The organism is Acidiphilium iwatense, assembly GCF_021556475.1.
GTDB lineage: Bacteria > Pseudomonadota > Alphaproteobacteria > Acetobacterales > Acetobacteraceae > Acidiphilium > Acidiphilium iwatense.
The window spans coordinates 24,561-41,854 of the sequence record NZ_JAKGBZ010000032.1 but is presented as its reverse complement, the minus strand read 5'-3'; the positions used below and the strand labels follow the sequence as shown (position 1 = coordinate 41,854).

Sequence of the window (17,294 nt, the reverse complement as noted above, 5' to 3'; positions counted from 1 at the left end):
TCCTCGAGTTCAACCTCCTCGAGATCGAACCCATGCGTGTCCAGTAGACGTCAAAAGCAGATCAAAAAATCCGCCAATAAATCCAGGGGATTCTCGTTCAGACCAATGAAAACTTCGGTCTAGGCTTTCGTAGGCAGCGCTTCTGGACTTTCTCGCTTACGCGATCAGCCGCCGGTTTTTCCAGTCGAGCGTCACGGTGTCGCGCAGGCGCGGGGGGTTGCGGTAGGGTTCCTGCGGGCGCGGTACGGTGTAGGTGTTTATGCTGATCGTCTCGGTGTCGATGTCGAGACGGAGAAAGCCGAAGCGGTCGTCGACGAAGTTTTCCAGCACCACATTGGGATCGTTCGGCGCGGTGAAGGGCGGCACGATGTCCTGGCCTCCGATGCGCATCATCCGGTGCAGATTGTGATAGCCACCGAACCCCGCGACGATGAAGGGCCTTGCTCCGCGTGCAGCATCGGTCACGGTGAAACGCTGGTAGTTGTGCACATGGCCGGCGAGAACCATATGCGCCTGCCGGCCCGATGCGGCTTCGGCCTCGGCGAGCACCGCGGCCATGGTTCTGCTGCCGGAGTGATAGGCGTCGAGCGAGTGGATCGGGTGGTGCATCGCCACGATGACCGGCTTGTCCGCCGGAGCGGCCCTGAGTTCGCCGGCGAACCAGTCGCGCTGATCCGGTTTGACCTCGCCACCTTCGGGAACGTTGGTGTAGAGGCCGATGAAGGTCGCGAACGGGGTTTTAAGGGTGAAATACACGTTCGGCTGGATCATCGCGGTGCGCGGCGCGTCCATCGCTTCCGGCGTGTGAATGCCCGGCCCGGCCGCGCAGAAATTCCGCACGAAGGCGGCGAGCGAGGGTACGGTTTCCACCAACCGCCCGTTATCGTAGCGGTCGCCGTCGTGATTGCCGGGAATCGCGATGATCGGGTTCGGATAATAGTCGTAGGGCAGGTAGAATTGCGGATAGTAGCGGTCGGCCTGGCCGTCGAAATAGACCACGTCGCCGAGATGATAGAAGAAAGCGGGTTTTCCGTAAGGCCCGGCGATCGCGGAATCGGCGACCAGACCGGCGGCGACCAGTTCCTGCGGGCGCGGATCGAGCACGCCGCCGGTATCGCCCACGACATGCAGGCACATGCCGCCGGATTTTTTCATCGCGGCAACCGCATCGGGGATGATTTTCGCGAGATCGAGCCGGAACGGCTGCTTGCCTGTGGGCGGCGGCAAGGGCTCGAAGCCGCTGCCCGCGTTATACGGTCCGGCCTGGGAATCCAGGCAGTGGCGTCCGGCCCAGTCCGCGGCGAAGCGGTGGGGGGCGGGTTTGGGCGCGCGTGGCGTCGTCGTCATGGCGTCCTCGTGATGTTGGGCTATCTGAAATTGTCTTTCGCCGCGCGCAGCCGGGCGAATTCCTCGGCGGTCTGGGCGCGCAGGAACGGGTTGGCGAGCAGCTCGTCAGCGAGGAGCACCGGCAGGGTCGGCTGGTTTTCGCGGCGCAGCCTTTCGACCTCGGTGGCGCGGGCGGCGAGCACTTCGTTGTCGGGATCGACCGAGCGGGCGAAGCGCGCGTTGGCCAGCGTGTATTCATGGCCGCAGAGCAGCATGATGCCGGGGTCCAGGGTTGCGATCCGCTGCAGGCTGGACTGGAACATCGCGGGCGTGCCCTCGAACATGCGCCCGCAGCCGAGGCTGAACAGCGTATCGCCGCAGGCGGCGATGGCGTCGCCGAACAGATAGGTCACGTGGCCGATCGTGTGGCCCGAGGTCGCGATCATGCGAAGGGTCGCACCGCCGAAATCGAGGGTGTCGCCGTCGTTCAGCGCGATGCCCAGCTTCGGCAGCCGCGCCGCATCCGCCGCGTTGCCGATGAGCTTTGCGCCGAACCGGGCAGCGAGGGAAGCGGCGCCGGCGATGTGATCGTCATGGTGATGGGTCAGGAGCACGAAATCGAGCCTGCCGCCGCTGCGCTCCACGGCATCGATCGCGGCACCGGCATCGGCGGGGTCGATGAAGGCGGCAACGCCCTGTCGGCTCACCAGCCAGGCGTAATTGTCGGCGAGCATGGGCACGCGGATGACGGTGAAGCCGGAATGCGCGATGGTCATATTCGATCCTTTGGCGTGTTATAAGGGTGGCATGGCTATAGATGCGACCGCAATGGCCGATTTCTACGCCACGCGACGCGGCGTGATCGCGGCGCGGCTGATTCGCGCCCGACTATTCGGCCTCTGGCCCGATCTGACCGGCATGGCGGTGCTCGGCATCGGTTATCCGGCGCCCTATCTGCGACTCTGGCGCGGGCAGGCGGCGCGCTGCATCGCGGTCACCCCGGCGCAGATGGGTGCGGCGCGCTGGCCGGCGCACCGGCCCAACCTCAGCGTGACCGCCGAGGAAGAATCTCTGCCGCTCGCGGATGTCAGCATCGATCGCCTGCTGATGATCCACGGGCTCGAACAGGCCGAGAGTGCGCGGCGCATGCTGCGCGAGGCGTGGCGGGTGCTGAAGCCGGACGGGCGGCTGATCGTGGTGGTGCCGAACCGCACCTCGGCCTGGGCCTATCTGGAGCGCACACCGTTCGGCCATGGCCAGCCTTACAGCGCGTCCCAACTCGGCCGGCTGCTTGCCGGCGCGCTGTTCCGGGTCGAGCGGCGCGATGTCGCCTTGTTCATGCCGCCGCTGGGTGGCGGGACGATCCTGAAGACCGCGTCGCTCGCCGAACGCGCCGGGCGGCGGGCGATGCCGCAGGCCGCCGGCGTCATTCTTGCCGAGGCGGCGAAGGATGTCGCCGGCGTGATGCCGCTGCGCGAGCCGCGCCGGCGGATGGTATTCGTCGAAGCGGGCTGAAACCTCAGTTTTGCGGCTTTTTGTGCGATTTCGTCATGGCGTGCATATGCCGCGCTTGCATCGCGCGGGCCTCGGCGCGGAAGCGCGCATCCACCTTCTTCCGTTGCGCGGGCGTGAGCTTGGCATAGAGGGTCTGGAACGCGGCCGAGAGCGCGTTCATGTCGTCTGCCTGCTTCGCCGCGATCGCGGAATAGGATTCCATGTTCTGCACCGCGTTCATCGTCGCCAGCCCCTTGGCCCGCGCGGCATAGAGCGCGGCCATGCCGGTGGCATTGCCGCGCGAGACCTGGGTGAAGCCGTGCCAGGCGGGTTCCTCGGCCTTGGTGATGCCGATATCCTTTTTCAGCGAAGCGAGCCGGGCATTGACATGGGCGATGATCGCCTTCTGCATCGGCGTCATTGGTGCGGCGCCGGTCGCGGTGGCGGGCGCCGTCTCGGCGCTGGCCCGGTGCAGGCCGACGGCGCCGAGGCCGAGGCCGGAGGCAAGCAGGGCGGCGGCGAGCACGGGTTTGTGAAGAGTGCGGGACAGCGACATGATCGATCTCCGAATAAAATTGGTCCGCATCGCTTTACGCGCCGGCCGATGACCGGATGCTGGCGCGTTGATGTCCGAAACATGGCCTACCGAAGTTTAACGCGCCGCTGATATGCGGTTCACCCGCGCGGCACGGCGCGCCGCAAGGTCGCGGTTTCGCGGAGCAGCGAGGTGAAGCCGACGCCGATCACCACGCCGACGACCAGAAGGAACGGCAGCCCGATACTGTGCAGGTTATGCACCTTGATCCCGCTGTCGAAACTCAAATCGGCCAGGCGCGGAAAACCGATGCCGAACAGCCCGGCCAGAACGAAGGCGCCGCCGCCCCAGAGCAGGGTGCGCGCGGCGGTCAGCAACCCGACCCGGCGGATCGCCTCGGCGGGCAGGCCGCGCCGCGCCGCCCAATAGCCGAAGGCGGCGCCGGCGAAAATCTGCACCAGGGTGGTGCCGAGGCCGAACGCCGCACCCGGCGTCCAGCCCCAGGCGGCGGACGGCATGGCGGGTGCGAGCACGGTGTAGAGAATGGTCGCGAAGGCGCCGAAACCCCAGCCGGCGATGAACCCGTGCAGGGCCGGCATCCAGGGGCGCGGATCGGCGAAGGGATCGGCGCGGGGTGGGGAGGGGCGAAGATGCAGATGCGGCGCCATGCGGCCTTGTGCGATTGCCAGCCCGGCCCAGACCATCACCGCGCCGACCACGACATAGACGTAGAAATCCACTGCGGCGAAGGTGAGCAGGCGCGACAGGCCGAGATAGGCGAGTTCGCTGGCGATCGCGCGCTGGAGGGTGAAGGCGAGCGAGAAGATCAGCCCCGCCCGCAACCCGCGCCAAGTCGAATAGGAGCCGACCGCATAGGAAAAGGTGATCGGCCAGGTGTGCTCGTCCGGCGTCACGCCGTGGACCATGCCGAGCAGAAGCGCGGTGAGCAGGTCGATCCCGAGCGACACATGGGCCGGGTTCCACAAATCGATCATGATGCACTTTCGAAAATGGTCGGCTGCGCGCGGCAGGATGGGCAGATGCCGTCGAGCACGATGTCGTGGGTGGCGATTGAAAAGCCGGTCGCGCGCTCCAGGGCGGCGACGTCGATCTGCCGGGCCAGGCAGGGCACCGGCACCAGCGCGTTGCATTCCGTGCAGTGCAGATGGTCGTGATGCGCCCCGCTATGCTCGTAGCGCGCCGGAGCATCCTCGAGCCGCACCTTGCGCAGCCGCCCTTCGGCGACCAGCCGCTCCACCGCGCGGAACAGGGTGGAAAAATCGGCAGTTACGCCCTCCGCCGCGAGTCCGGCGCCGAGTTCGTCCAGGGTCCAGGCATGGCGGTCCGGCCGGTTCATCACGGCGAGGAGGGCTGCCTGGGTGCGGGAGGGTCGGGCCATGGGCCGGGAGATAGCGATTGCGGCCTCATTATGCAAGCAGTTTGCGTAACTTGCCGTGCCAGGGAATCCCCGGTTCAGGAATCCGTGCTTGTGTCTCGGTTTGAATTAAAGCGATGACGGAAAACCTGCTTAGCCATTCTCCGCAATTGTGCACGCAAGACAATCGGGGGCCGTGCGAAGTTGCGCCGATAATGCGTCATCGGACACGATACCATCCGCATCAAGGTTCCGGCCAAGCAAGGGAAGCGTAATCGAAGCGGCTTCAACCAGTCGCGCCGACATTGTTGCTAATGTCAGCTTAAGATGGGCATCGGCACAGGTAGCCCGCTGTGACGCGTTGATGACAGCAACGGGCTTTCCGGGGAATTCCAGGCTGCTGACCAGCCAATCCAGGGCGTTCTTCATCACGCCGGCCACTCCGCGAGCGTATTCCGGGCTGCACAAGAGCAAACCTTGGCATGATCCAATCTGCTTTCGCAGCGCTAGAACCGACGCTGGTGGAAGAGCTGGCTATGGTGGCCTGACTCAGATTGCCTCTGGCAAACCCGGCGCGGTTCATACGAGCGCCCCACTTTGGACTGGGGCACCGAAATTCAAACTGACCCACGCCGAGTCCCCTTGCCCTTTGCGTTGCCGGCGCCGATGTTGTAGCGAGAGGACCGCATTGGTCCGGTATGAAACGGGAGCCCTGCCATGTTCATCGAAACCGACGTCACCCCCAATCCGGCGACACTCAAATTCCTGCCCGGCCGGACCGTCCTCGCCGAGGGATCGGCCGATTTCAGCGATGCCGAAGCGGCGTCGATCAGCCCGCTCGCGAGCGCCCTGTTCGAGCTTGCCGGGGTGACGCGGGTGTTTCTCGGCACCGATTTCGTCTCGGTGACCAAAGATGACGGCATCCTCTGGCCGGCGCTGAAGCCGCAGGTGCTCGGCGCGATCATGGAGCATTTCCTCTCCGGCCGCCCGGTCATGGCGAGCGAGGCGGTTGCGGCGGCGGAGGATGTCGATCCGGCGGATCGCGAGATCGCCGAGCAGATCAAGGATCTGCTCGATGCGCGGGTGCGTCCGGCGGTGGCGGGCGATGGCGGCGACATCATTTTCCGCGGCTATCGCGACGGCGTGGTGCGGCTGCACATGCAGGGTGCCTGCTCGGGCTGCCCATCCTCGACCGCGACCCTGAAAATGGGCATCGAGAACCTGCTGAAGCACTACGTACCCGAGGTGAAGGCGGTCGAGCAGGTCGCCGCCTGATCATTTCCAGTTAATTTTTTCGGAGATTTCGCATGACGCTCGACGATGGCGCGCTCGATGTGCTGTTCCGCACTGCTCGCACCCGGAACGGCTGGACCGACACGCCGGTTGCCGACGAGACGCTGCACGCTCTGTACGATATCCTGAAATTCGGCCCGACCTCGGCCAATTGCTCGCCGGCGCGCTTCGTCTTCATCCGCACCCGCGAGGCGAAGGAGAAGCTGAAACCCGCGTTGAATCCCGGCAATGTCGACAAGACGATGGCGGCACCGGTCACCGTGATCGTCGCCTATGATCCGATTTTCTATGAACACCTGCCGAAATTGTTTCCCCATGCCGATGCGCGGGCGTGGTTTGCCGGCAATCCTGATCTCGCCGACGAAACCGCGTTCCGCAATGGCACGTTGCAGGGCGCCTATCTGATCATCGCCGCGCGCGGCCTCGGGCTCGATTGCGGGCCGATGTCCGGATTCGACAAGGCGAAGGTCGATCAGTCCTTTCTCGCCGAACAGGGCTGGAAGTCCAATTTCCTGGTCAATCTCGGCCATGGCACCGATGCCAATCTGTTTCCCCGCTCACCGCGCCTCGATTTCGACGAGGCCTGCGTACTGGCGTGAGCGAAAAGCCGCCCGGACGCATCCTGGCGATCGACGCGGCACAGCGCCGCGCCAGCGTGACCTTGATGGAGGGCGATCACGTGCGCGCGCTGCGCGCCGGAGTGCTGAAGACCGGACTCGCCGATACGCTCGCGGTCTGGGTCGACGACTGCCTCGCTGAAGCCGGGATCGCGGCCTCGGCGCTCGATGCGATTGCGGTGACGGTGGGGCCGGGCAGCTTCACCGGGTTGCGCGCCGCGATCGCGCTGGCGCAAGGGCTTGGCGTTGCCGCCGGCGTTCCGGTTCACGGCATTTCGATGAGCGAGGCGTTCGGCGCCGCGTTTCCCACCCTGCATCGTCCGCTCTGGATCGCGATCGCGGCACGGCGCGGCCGGCTGTTCCTGGTGCGGGACGGGCGCGCCGCGGCGTTCGACGATGCCGATATTCCTGTCCCCGACGGGCCGGTCGCCCTTGCCGGCGATCGGGCCGGCGAGACCGCCGCGATGCTCGCCGCGCGCGGCCATGACGTGATGCTGACCGATGCGCGATTCTGCTCGGGTGCTGCGATCGCTTCGGCGCTGCGGCACCTTGTGGCAGGCGGGGATGCGCCACGCCCGGCGGCGCCGCTCTATGTCGATCCGCCGGAAGCGAAGCTACCCGAAGCGGGTCTGCGGCCACCGCCGCAATGATCCCGGCTGCGGCGCCGCACGCTCAGGCCATTGGCCTGCTTCACGCAGCGGCTTTCGGCCCGGAGGCCTGGTCCGAAGCGAGCATCGCGACCCTGTTCGCGAGCCCAGGCGTGTTCGGATTCATCGACGAGGCGGGCGGCTGCGTGATCGCGCGCACGGTGGCGGACGAAGCGGAAATCCTGACCATCGGCGTCATTCCGGCGGCGCGGCGGCGCGGCCTTGGTTGGCAATTGCTCGGTGCGGCACTGCATGAGGCCGGGCGGCGCGGCGCTTCGGCGGTGTTTCTCGAAGTCGCGGCGGATAACGCGGCTGCGCGTGCGCTCTATGCGCGCGCGGGGTTTGCCGAGGCCGGGCGGCGGCGGGATTATTACGGCGCCGGTCAGGATGCTCTGCTGCTCAGGCGGACGCCTTGCGAATGACCAGGACGGCGCTGCCGTCCGGCAGGTCGAACATGTCGAGTAGATCGTGGCCCTGATCGGCGGTGGCGCGCGGCACATTGGCGCGTGGGTCCGCGCCCTTGAGCCGGACCAGCAGAACCGCGCCCGGCGGCAGCGAATCGAGCGCGAGCCGGGTGCGCACGAAAGTCATCGGGCAGGTTTCACCAGTAATGTCGATCGCCCGGTCATGCGGCGGAAATTCAACGATATTCGTGTTATTCATTAGGGTTTTTCCAATCAACCTCACTGGTTCGGTAGTCATCGTTCGGCCGATTTCGTTGATCGATGGAATTTTTGTCGGTCATTTCTTGCGTTTGCCCCAAGAATCATTCTATTGAGCGTGGCGCCACATGGTGCGCAAGAAGATTTCTGAAGGACTAGTCATGTCGGATTCCCAGACCAATGAACATCTCCTGCAACTGACCGCGGAGATCATCTCGGCTCATGTGTCGCACAACTCAGTGACTCCCGAAATGCTGCCGAACTTGATCCGCGAGGTCTATCGCAGCCTGAGCGGAAGCGAAACGCAGAAGCCGGCGCCCCCGCCGCTGCCGGAGCCTGCGGTCAACCCGAAGAAGTCGGTGTTCGCCGACTATATCATTTGCCTGGAAGACGGCAAAAAGCTGAAAATGCTGCGCCGGCATTTGAAGTCGGCCTATAATCTGACGCCGGAGCAATATCGCGAGCGCTGGCAGTTGGCGTCTGACTACCCGATGGTCGCGCCCAACTATGCGAAGCAGCGCTCCAACCTCGCCAAGAAGATCGGGCTCGGCACCAAGCCGGCGGCCCAGGCGGCGCGCGGCAAGAAGTAATCGGTCCAGCCCGGTCCTAGTCGAATATCTTTCGGATCGCGGCGAAGGATCGCGGCGCCGTCGACAGATTCCGGATACCGCAGGAGGCGAGCAGCGGTGCGATCTCGGGATCGCCCGCCGCCTCGCCGCAGACCGATACCGGCACGCGCGCCTCGGCGGCGACCTTGCGGCACAAGGCGAGCACCGAAGGATGCGCCGTGCCGCCCAGCCCGGCGAGGGCCGGGACGTTGCGGTCGGCGGCGAGCGTGTATTGGGTGAGATCGTTGGTGCCGATCGAGACGAAATCGATGATGTCGGCGAAATCCGCGATGACGAGCGCCGCCGCCGGCACTTCGATCATGATGCCGAGGCGAACCGGCCAGGCGTGATCGGTTTTCGCTCCGGCGAGCGCCTCGTGGGCGTGATTCAGGATGGCGCGCGCCGCGGTCACCTCGCTTGGATTGGTGACCATCGGCAGCATGATGCGCGCATCGTGATCCACACCCGCCCGCAGCATGGCGCGGAGCTGGGTTTCGAAAATCGCATCGTTGTCCAGCAGCGCGCGCAGACCGCGCACACCGAGCGCGGGGTTCTGCTCCGGTGCGAGTGGCAGGAACGGCATAGGTTTGTCCGCCCCGGCATCGAGCGTGCGCAGCACGATCGGCCGGCCGCGCATCGGCGCCATGATCGCGCGCAGCATCGCGCATTGTTCGTCCTCCGAGGGTGGCAAGACCCGGTCGAGGAACAGGAATTCGGTGCGCAGCAGTCCGATGCCGGCGGCATTCGCCCGATCGGCCGCCTCGGCTTCGGCGCGGCTCGCGACATTGGCCCAGAGGGTGATGTCGCTGCCGTCGGCGAGGCGCACCGGGTTCGATCGCGACGCGGCTTCATCCCGCGCCGCCTGCGCTTCCCGCGCGCGCAGCATCGCCAACGTCGCTGCGTCAGGATCGAGCCAGAATTCACCGGTTGCGCCATCGAATGCCACGATCGCGCTCTCCTTCAGCTCGGTTGCCCCGGCGCCGACCAGATAGGGAATTCCGGCGGCACGGAGCAGAATGGCGGCGTGCGACGCAGTTCCACCGGCACGGTCGATCACGCCGGGCACGCGGTCGCGATCGAGAGTGACGGCGAGGGAGGGGAGCAGATCGTCGGCGATCAGGATCGCGGGCGGCCCGTCAGGCAGCGCGGCGGCGTGGGTCACGCCGAGCGCGCGCAGCACCAGGGCGCCGGCATCGCGCAGATCGGCCGCGCGGGCGCGCAGGATGGGATTGTCGAGCGCGGCGATTGTTGAGGCTGCGGCCTCGATCGCCTCCGCCCAGGCGGGTGCGGCGTCGAGACCGTCCCGGTCGGTCAGGGCGATGGCATGGGCGCGGAGGGCTGGATCGTCGAGCAGCGCGCGTTGGGCGTCCAGAATTGCATGGCCGGCGCCGCCCTGACGCTTCGCCGTGCCGAGCGCCGCATCGAGAGCGCGTTTGGCCGCGTCGCGATCCTTGGCGAGGCTGCGCGCGATAGGCGGCATGGTGGTGCGTAGAGTGCGCATCGGACCGATCGCGATGCCGGGCGATGCCGGGCGCGGGCCGGTTGCCGCAACCGGCTCCGGCGGTTCGGGCTCTTGTGTTGGCGCGGTCAGCACCGCTTCGATCACATCGAGGGCCGCTTCGGCACCCGCGCCGCTCGCGGAGAGGCGCAGCGTTGCGTTGCCCCGCGCGCCGAGACCGAGCAGGGCCGTCAGGCTGGTCGCCGGCGCCGGGACGCGCGATCCGTCCGCCGGGGCGAGCGTGACATTTGCTGCCTGCGCCTGGGCGAGCCGCGCGATTGCGGCGGCGGGGCGCAGGTGCAGCCCGGCGGGGTCGGCGATGCGCACCTCGCGCGTCACTGAATCGACGTTGTTAGCGGGCTGCGGCGTTGTTTGCGCCGAATCGAGACCGAGTTGCGCGCGCTTCGACTCTAGTGCCGCTTCGGCTTCCGCCCGCACGGTATCGAGCTGCGCCCCGCCGGCAGCGGCAACCCCGGCGGCGATCGCGCCTTCGACGAATGGTGCGGCGCAGAGCGAAACCCGCGAACGGATCACCGCATCCAGCAGATCGAGCGCGGTTTCGGCGCTCAGCAGCGCGCTGCCGATATCCATCAGCACGAGCGTGCCGGCCGGGCTGTCCAGGTCTTCGATCGCCGCCAGGATCGCGGTGGCGTCGGTGCCGAGTTCGGCACCATCATCGCCCGCGCCGGCGGCGCAGGCGATCTTCAGGTCAGGCCCGGTCATCGGCCGGATCAGTGTCGCGACCGCTTCGGCCAGCACCCGGCTATGCGAAACGAGAACCAGCGCGACTTTAGCTGACATCGGGGTTCAAGACGCCTCGGCTAGGCAGGCGAGCAGCATGGCCGACGAGGTCGCCCCCGGATCGACATGGCCGATGGCGCGCTCGCCAAGATAGCTCGCCCGTCCCTTGCGCGCGACGATCGGCTTGGTCGCTTCGGCGCCGTCGCGCGCGGCCTCGGCGGCCTTGGCGAGCGATCCACCGCCGTCCAGCACGGCGATGGCGGGGATCAGCGCATCCACCATGGTCTTGTCGCCCGGCTCGGCCTTGCCGCGCGCCCGCACCCCGGCGAGGCCGGCGCGCAGGCAGGCGGCGAGGGCGGCATCGTCGAGGGTCGCGGCATCGCCCGCCGCCTTCGCCGCTTCCAGGAAGAACGTCCCGTAGAGCGGGCCGGAGGCGCCGCCCACCGTGCCGATCAGCGTCATGCCGGCGAGCTTGAACAGCGCGGCGGGGGTCGCTTGCGTCGCTTCGTCGAGCTTCGTCACCACCTTGGCGAAACCGCGCGCGAGATTGGCGCCGTGATCGCCATCGCCGATCGCCGCATCGAGCGCGTTCAGCGCCGCCTGTTCGTTTGCGAACATGGCGTTCGCGTGGCGCAGCCAGAGGGCGAGCGCGGTTGCGTCGCGCGCCATCAGCCGCCCCAACGCAAAGCTGGGGTGATGACCGGCGCATCCCACCCCTTGCGCATGGTGTCGTCGAGCCGGAGCGCGGTGATCGAAACCCCCGCCATGTCGAGGCTGGTCATGTAGGAGCCGACCAGGCGGCACGAGACGGCGAGCCCGTGCTTCGCTGCGATCGCCTCGGCGGCGCGATAGACGACATAGAGTTCGATCAGCGGGGTTCCGCCCATGCCGTTGACGAATAACAGTATGTCATCGCCGCGCCTGAACGGCAGATCCTCCAGGATCGGTTCCATCAGCATCTCCGCGATGCGGTCGGCGGGCTCGAGCTTCATCCGCCTGCGTCCCGGCTCGCCATGGATGCCGATGCCGAATTCCATTTCGTCTTCGGCGAGATCGAAGCTCGGCTTGCCGGCATGGGGCACGGTGCAGGGCGTCAGTGCCAGACCCATGGAGCGCGCCGCACCATTCACCGCGCGGCAGAGATCGACGACATGATCGACTGGCGCGCCCGCTTCGGCCATCCCGCCGCAGATTTTTTCCGCGAGTACGGTCGCGCCGACGCCGCGCCGACCGGCGGTGTAGAGTGAATCCTTGACCGCGACATCGTCGTCGATGACGACGGCATGCACGTCGATGCCCTCCTCCCTGGCGAGATCGGCGGCCATTTCGAAATTCAGCACGTCGCCGGTGTAGTTCTTGACGATGTGCAGAACCCCGACACCGCCATCGACCGCCTTGGTGGCTTCCAGCATCTGGTCGGGCGTCGGGCTGGTGAACACCGCACCCGGACAGGCGGCGTCGAGCATGCCGCGCCCGACGAAACCGCCATGCATCGGTTCATGGCCGGAGCCACCGCCGGAGACGAGTGCCACTTTGCCGCGCACCGGTGCATCGGCGCGGGCGATGAAATCCGGGTCGCGATTCACCCGGATCAGATCGGCATGGGCAAACGCCATGCCCTCCAGCGCCTCGGCGACGACGTGTTCGGGCGCGTTGATGAGTTTTTTCATGAGTCCCTCCCGCGTGCGAGCCGATCCTGAAGGACCGGCCCGTTCATGTCAGATCATTCGGCCGGATTTTCATTCAAGCCCATCCGGCGACGTTCTTCTTCCATCGCGCGCACCCGCGCCGGCAGATAGGGGTGGATCAGCCACTGATACGCGGCACCGCCGATAACCCCGCCGATTAGCGGGCCGACGATCGGCACCCACCAGTAGTCACCGGGTCCGGGAAACGCGCCCGAGCCCCAGCCGGCCAGATAGGCGAAAACACGTGGGCCGAAGTCACGTGCCGGGTTGATCGCCCATGCCTCCAGATAGCCCATGCTCGAACCAATGATCGCGACCAGAAGGCCGATCATCACCGCGCCGAAATTCGCTCCCGGAGCCATCTCGTTATATTGCTCGGTGATCGCGAAAATGCCGAATATCAGGAAGGCGGTCAGGATGATCTGGTCGGATAGAGCGTGCAGCGGCGTGATTGCGAGACCAGGATGGGTGAAAAACACGCCTGCCGTCTGGATGCTCTCCGGCCGGGTGAAATGGTGAAGGTCGTTGAAGTGGTTGATCACAGGCACGAACAAGGCATACACCACGATCGCGCCGACAAACGCGCCGACGATCTGCGCCACAACATAGGGAATCACCTTTTTCCAGGAAAATCCTCGGAACATTGCGAGTGCCAGAGTCACTGCCGGATTGGCGTGGGTACCCGAGATCGATCCGGTTACATAGATTGCGAGCGTGACCGCCATACCCCAGCTCATGCACACCCCCCAGTAGGCGTTCTGATAGGGGCTTGGGTCATACAGGAAATACATCGCGGCAACCGAATCGCCGAACGCGATGATGATGAAGACGGCGACGGCTTCGGAGATCAGCTCGCCTCTCAATTGTCGGTTCATTGGTTTGCTCCCTAACGTTAGTGGTTCATTCGACCCAGGCGAAGGACCGCTGCACGGCCTTCTTCCAGGATTTGTAGTGACGGGCGCGGACATCCTCGGCCATTTTCGGCTCCCAGGTCTTGTCGACGCCCCAGTTCGCGCGCAGGTCCTCGACATTTTGCCAGTAGCCGACCGCGAGACCCGCCGCGTAGGCCGCCCCGAGCGCGGTGGTTTCGGTCATTTTCGGTCGTACCACGGGTGCTGCCAGAATATCCGCCTGGAACTGCATGAGCAGTTCGTTGGCGACCATGCCGCCATCGGTTTTCAGCGCGGCAAGCTTGATGCCGCTGTCGGCCTCCATCGCCTCGACCACGTCGCGTACCTGATAGGCGGTGGATTCGAGCGCGGCGCGGGCGAGATGGGCGCGGGTGGCATAGCGCGTCAGCCCGGCGATCACGCCGCGCGCATCGTCCTTCCAATACGGCGCATAAAGGCCGGAGAAGGCGGGCACGATATAGACATCGCCATTATCCTCGACGCTGCGCGCCAGCGGCTCGATCTGCGGCGCGACATCGAAGAGTTTCAGGTTGTCGCGCAGCCACTGCACCAGCGCGCCGGTGATCGCGATCGCGCCTTCCAGCGCGTAGCGCGGTTTCTCGTCGCCGAATTGATAGGCGAGGGTGGTGAGCAGCCCGGCTTTCGACTGCACCGGATCGGTGCCGGTGTTCATCAGGAGAAAAGACCCTGTGCCATAGGTATTTTTAGCCTCGCCCGGAGCAAAACAGGTCTGGCCCACTAACGCCGCCTGCTGGTCGCCCAACATGCCGGCGAGCTTGGTGCCGCGCAGTGGTGCGGTTTCCATTTCGCCATATACCGCCGAGGACGCGACGATTTTCGGCAGACAGGCGCGTGGGATATTGAAATGTTTCAGCATTCCGTCGTCCCAGTCGCAGGTGGCGAGGTCGATCAGCATGGTGCGGCTGGCGTTGGTGACATCGGTGACGTGCTTGCCACCGTTAGCGCCGCCGGTAAGATTCCAGGTGAGCCACGCATCGATCGTGCCGAACAGTGCCTCGCCCGCTTCGGCTTTCTTGCGTGCCCCCTCGACGTTTTCCAGAATCCACAGCAGCTTCAGCCCGGAGAAATAGGTCGCCAGCGGCAGGCCGGTCTTGGCGCGGAACCTGTCCTGCCCGCCATCCTTGGTAAACCGCTGCACGAGCTGATCGGTGCGGGTATCCATCCAGACCAAAGCGTTGCAGAGCGGCTTGCCGGTCGCTTTGTCCCACAGCACGGTGGTTTCACGCTGGTTGGTGATGCCGACGGCGGCGAGATCGCTCGCGGTCAGATTGGCGCGGGCGAGGGCGGCACCGATCACCTCGCTGGTATTGGCGAGAATTTCCAGCGGATCGTGTTCGACCCAGCCGGGCTTTGGATAGATTTGCTTGTGTTCCTTCTGCGCGACCGACACGATGTTGCCGTGTTTGTCGAACACGATAAAGCGCGAACTCGTGGTGCCTTGGTCGATGGCACCGACATAACGTGACATTTTGTGCTCCCTCGATATTGATTTGAAAACCGATGACTGGTCAGCAATGCGTGCGGCCACCTCCTTCAACCGGCCCGGCCGTTCGCAGAGACGCGAGATAGGCGGCGAGCCTCGCTTGGGTGCCGTCTGGCACGTGCAGCACGAGTTTCGAGCGCCGCCATAGAATATCGTCGGTTTCGCGCGCCCATTCGTGGGCCACGAGATAATTCACCTCCGCCTCGGTCAGTCCGCCGCCGAGATCGGTGCCGAGATCGGCGAGGCTGGCTGCATCACCAAGGATTCGTTCGGCGCGGGTGCCGTAGGCGCGGGCGAGGCGATGGGCGAGGCGAGGTGGCAGGAAAGAATAACGCGAAGTCAGTTGATGCAGATAGGTGCTGAAATCCGCATTCTCCATGTCGCCGCCGGGCAAGGGCGATCCCGCCGTCCAGGGTGTGCCGATCGCACGCCCCATGGCCGGCAGCAGTTTTTCCAAGGCGTGCTCGGACAGCCGGCGATAGGTGGTGATCTTGCCGCCGAACACCGAGAGGAGGGCGGGTTTGTCGTCGCCGCCCTCGACATCGAGCACGTAGTCGCGCGTCACCGCCGAGGCGTTCTTGGCGTGATCGTCATAGAGCGGGCGAACGCCGGAATAGCTGCGCACGACATCCGCCGGGGTGACTGGCGCGCGAAAATAACGCGACACGCTGTCGCACAGATAGCGCGTCTCGTCAGCGGAAATAACGACCTGAGACGGATCGTCCTCATAGGGGATGTCGGTGGTGCCGATGAGAGTAAAATCGTGCTCGTAGGGCACCGCGAAAACGATGCGTTTGTCTGGGTTCTGCAGGATGAATGCGAAATCGCCCTCGTAGCGCTTGCGGACGATGATGTGGCTGCCTTTGACCATCCGTACGGTCTTGTGGGTGTTGCGGCCGAGTTTTTCGCTCAGCACCTCGCCCACCCAGGGGCCGGCGGCGTTGACCAGCGCGCGCGCCATGACGGTTTCGCGTGCGAAGGTGGCGCGATCCTCGATCTCGGCGCGCCAGAACGTCCCTTCGGGGCGGGCCGAGACCAGTTGCGTCCGGGTGCGGATATCCGCACCGCGTTCGGCGGCATCCATCGCGTTCAGCACGACGAGCCGGCTGTCCTCGACCCAGCAATCGGAATAAGTGAAGCCGCGCCGATAGGCGGGTTGCAGGATTGTGGCGGCCGGATGCGGCGGAAAGCCCACGGCGCGCGACGCGGCCAGGCGCTCGCGCTTCGCGAGATGATCGTAGAGAAACAGGCCGATGCGAATCATCCAGGCCGGGCGCTGATCCGCCGAATGGGGCAGCACGAATTCGAGCGGCCAGATGATGTGCGGCGCGATGCCGAGCAGCCGCTCGCGCTCCATCAGCGCCTCGCGCACCAGGCGGAATTCGTAATATTCGAGATAGCGCAGCCCGCCGTGAATAAGCTTGGTACTTGCCGAGGAAGTATGTGAAGCGAGATCGTCCTGTTCAACGAGAAGGACGGACAGGCCCCGCCCCGCGGCATCACGCGCAATACCGGTGCCGTTGATGCCGCCGCCGACAATCAGGAGATCGGCGCTCATGAGACTGCTCCTCCATGTCCCGGATATTCAGGGTCGGTAAGTCCAGGAAATGGGCCGGGATAGGATTCGACATAGACGGCATGCGAAGACATGCCTTCTTCGCGCGCCCAGTGGTGCAGCATGAAGGCGGGAGGCTCCATGACCAGCGCCGCGGGTGCTGCGGCATCGAAATCAAGTATCCATTGATGGGCGATGGAGGGTGCGACCATGGCGATCGCCTGTGCGACCCTGCCGATGATCATGCGATGATGATGGCCGGACAGAATCCGGTCCACCTGCTGATGACGCGCGATGACCGAGGTAAAGGCGGCGCTGTCACGAAGATGGATCGAATCCATGCTGGCAACTCCGCAGCGAAATGGCGGATGATGCATCACGACCAGGCTGGGGCGATGCGGTGCGGCCGTGAGAGATCGATCAAGAAAATCAAGACGCTCCGGGCCCAGTTCGCCATGGGCGTGCCCTGGAACAACGGTATCAAGCATGATCAGCCGAACGGGAAACTCTTCCACGACATACTGGATGAATCGAGAATCGCTGCTTACGCCGGGAAGATGTGGCAGGATCTGGCGTAAATTGGAACGACGGTCGTGATTGCCGGGCACGACGAATATCGGCATGGTCAGATAGCGTTCCAGCAATGCGGCGAGGTTTTTGTATTCATCAATCAACCCGTTCTCCGTAAGATCCCCGGATATCACTACAAAATCGGGTGCCGGGCGCAGTCCCGCCACCGCGCGCAATGCGCGTTCGGTCAGCATGTTGGTTTCCACGACCCTGGCGGCTGGGCGTCCGGCGGAACAGACATGAAGGTCGGTCAACTGAGCAATGAGCATT

19 protein-coding genes and 1 pseudogene are annotated in these 17,294 nt (G+C 65.3%); 6 read left to right on the top strand and 14 right to left on the bottom strand.

The window, feature by feature from the left end; translation table 11 throughout:
- Positions 1 to 156: 156 nt before the first annotated feature.
- Both L2A60_RS14520 and gloB read right to left on the bottom strand, forming a co-directional pair.
- The gene (locus tag L2A60_RS14520; RefSeq protein ID WP_235705169.1) at positions 157 to 1,347 is read right to left on the bottom strand and encodes a metallophosphoesterase family protein; all 1,191 of its coding nucleotides are present in this window, start codon (positions 1,345 to 1,347) and stop codon (positions 157 to 159) included.
- Positions 1,348 to 1,367: 20 nt separating this feature from the next.
- Positions 1,368 to 2,102: a hydroxyacylglutathione hydrolase gene (gene gloB, locus L2A60_RS14515; RefSeq protein ID WP_235705168.1), complete on the bottom strand. Its 735-nt coding sequence runs from the start codon at positions 2,100 to 2,102 to the stop codon at positions 1,368 to 1,370.
- 31 nt (positions 2,103 to 2,133) lie between these two features.
- Between gloB and L2A60_RS14510 the strand changes: the two genes are divergently transcribed.
- Positions 2,134 to 2,841 (top strand): class I SAM-dependent methyltransferase, encoded by a 708-nt coding sequence (locus L2A60_RS14510; RefSeq protein ID WP_235705167.1) that lies wholly within the window; start codon positions 2,134 to 2,136, stop codon positions 2,839 to 2,841.
- A 4-nt stretch (positions 2,842 to 2,845) separates the two neighbouring features.
- Here L2A60_RS14510 and L2A60_RS14505 read toward each other — a convergent pair whose 3' ends face one another.
- The 4 genes and pseudogenes from L2A60_RS14505 to L2A60_RS14490 all read right to left on the bottom strand — a co-directional run.
- On the bottom strand, positions 2,846 to 3,376 hold the full coding sequence (locus L2A60_RS14505) for a Spy/CpxP family protein refolding chaperone (protein ID WP_235705166.1): 531 nt from the start codon (positions 3,374 to 3,376) through the stop codon (positions 2,846 to 2,848).
- A 119-nt stretch (positions 3,377 to 3,495) separates the two neighbouring features.
- Complete coding sequence (locus tag L2A60_RS14500) at positions 3,496 to 4,350, bottom strand: urease accessory protein UreH domain-containing protein (RefSeq protein WP_235705165.1); 855 nt, start codon at positions 4,348 to 4,350, stop codon at positions 3,496 to 3,498.
- Positions 4,347 to 4,754, bottom strand: coding sequence for a Fur family transcriptional regulator (locus tag L2A60_RS14495; protein WP_235705164.1), 408 nt, complete (start codon positions 4,752 to 4,754; stop codon positions 4,347 to 4,349). The genes L2A60_RS14500 and L2A60_RS14495 overlap by 4 nt, the downstream gene beginning before the upstream one ends.
- 129 nt (positions 4,755 to 4,883) lie before the next feature.
- Positions 4,884 to 5,240, bottom strand: a pseudogene (locus tag L2A60_RS14490) (NADPH-dependent FMN reductase); the annotation flags it as partial.
- A 207-nt stretch (positions 5,241 to 5,447) separates the two neighbouring features.
- Between L2A60_RS14490 and L2A60_RS14485 the strand changes: the two are divergent.
- The 4 genes from L2A60_RS14485 to L2A60_RS14470 are packed head-to-tail and all read left to right on the top strand — an operon-like array spanning position 5,448 to position 7,709.
- Entirely contained in the window at positions 5,448 to 6,005 is a 558-nt protein-coding gene (locus L2A60_RS14485; protein ID WP_235705160.1) for a NifU family protein, read from the top strand.
- A gap of 32 nt (positions 6,006 to 6,037) precedes the next feature.
- Positions 6,038 to 6,622 (top strand): malonic semialdehyde reductase, encoded by a 585-nt coding sequence (locus L2A60_RS14480; RefSeq protein WP_235705158.1) that lies wholly within the window; start codon positions 6,038 to 6,040, stop codon positions 6,620 to 6,622.
- Entirely contained in the window at positions 6,619 to 7,290 is a 672-nt protein-coding gene (tsaB, locus tag L2A60_RS14475) for a tRNA (adenosine(37)-N6)-threonylcarbamoyltransferase complex dimerization subunit type 1 TsaB (protein WP_235705156.1), read from the top strand. The genes L2A60_RS14480 and tsaB overlap by 4 nt, the downstream gene beginning before the upstream one ends.
- Positions 7,287 to 7,709: a GNAT family N-acetyltransferase gene (locus L2A60_RS14470; protein WP_235705155.1), complete on the top strand. Its 423-nt coding sequence runs from the start codon at positions 7,287 to 7,289 to the stop codon at positions 7,707 to 7,709. The genes tsaB and L2A60_RS14470 overlap by 4 nt, the downstream gene beginning before the upstream one ends.
- Here the strand turns inward: L2A60_RS14470 and L2A60_RS14465 are convergent.
- A complete protein-coding gene (locus tag L2A60_RS14465; RefSeq protein ID WP_235705154.1) occupies positions 7,687 to 7,950 on the bottom strand; it encodes a sulfurtransferase TusA family protein in 264 nt (87 codons plus the stop codon). The genes L2A60_RS14470 and L2A60_RS14465 overlap by 23 nt on opposite strands.
- 160 nt (positions 7,951 to 8,110) lie before the next feature.
- On the opposite strand from L2A60_RS14465, the gene L2A60_RS14460 reads away from it, so the two are divergent.
- Positions 8,111 to 8,539 (top strand): MucR family transcriptional regulator, encoded by a 429-nt coding sequence (locus L2A60_RS14460; RefSeq protein ID WP_235705173.1) that lies wholly within the window; start codon positions 8,111 to 8,113, stop codon positions 8,537 to 8,539.
- Between the two features lie 16 nt (positions 8,540 to 8,555).
- Here L2A60_RS14460 and ptsP read toward each other — a convergent pair whose 3' ends face one another.
- From ptsP to L2A60_RS14425, 7 genes are read right to left on the bottom strand one after another with little or no spacing between them, the layout of a single operon-like run.
- Positions 8,556 to 10,856: a phosphoenolpyruvate--protein phosphotransferase gene (gene ptsP, locus L2A60_RS14455; RefSeq protein WP_235705153.1), complete on the bottom strand. Its 2,301-nt coding sequence runs from the start codon at positions 10,854 to 10,856 to the stop codon at positions 8,556 to 8,558.
- Between the two features lie 6 nt (positions 10,857 to 10,862).
- Positions 10,863 to 11,465 carry a dihydroxyacetone kinase subunit DhaL gene (dhaL, locus tag L2A60_RS14450; protein WP_235705152.1) on the bottom strand — a complete coding sequence of 201 codons (603 nt, stop codon included), beginning with the start codon at positions 11,463 to 11,465 and terminating at the stop codon, positions 10,863 to 10,865.
- Positions 11,465 to 12,466 carry a dihydroxyacetone kinase subunit DhaK gene (gene dhaK, locus L2A60_RS14445; protein WP_235705151.1) on the bottom strand — a complete coding sequence of 334 codons (1,002 nt, stop codon included), beginning with the start codon at positions 12,464 to 12,466 and terminating at the stop codon, positions 11,465 to 11,467. Before dhaK ends, dhaL begins: the two co-directional genes overlap by 1 nt.
- Before the next feature lie 53 nt (positions 12,467 to 12,519).
- Positions 12,520 to 13,359 carry an MIP/aquaporin family protein gene (locus L2A60_RS14440; RefSeq protein WP_235705149.1) on the bottom strand — a complete coding sequence of 280 codons (840 nt, stop codon included), beginning with the start codon at positions 13,357 to 13,359 and terminating at the stop codon, positions 12,520 to 12,522.
- 25 nt (positions 13,360 to 13,384) lie between these two features.
- Positions 13,385 to 14,884 (bottom strand): glycerol kinase GlpK, encoded by a 1,500-nt coding sequence (gene glpK, locus L2A60_RS14435; RefSeq protein ID WP_235705147.1) that lies wholly within the window; start codon positions 14,882 to 14,884, stop codon positions 13,385 to 13,387.
- A gap of 40 nt (positions 14,885 to 14,924) precedes the next feature.
- Complete coding sequence (glpD, locus tag L2A60_RS14430) at positions 14,925 to 16,457, bottom strand: glycerol-3-phosphate dehydrogenase (protein ID WP_235705146.1); 1,533 nt, start codon at positions 16,455 to 16,457, stop codon at positions 14,925 to 14,927.
- Positions 16,454 to 17,293: a phosphodiesterase gene (locus tag L2A60_RS14425; RefSeq protein WP_235705145.1), complete on the bottom strand. Its 840-nt coding sequence runs from the start codon at positions 17,291 to 17,293 to the stop codon at positions 16,454 to 16,456. Before L2A60_RS14425 ends, glpD begins: the two co-directional genes overlap by 4 nt.
- Between the last annotated feature and the right edge of the window lies 1 nt (position 17,294).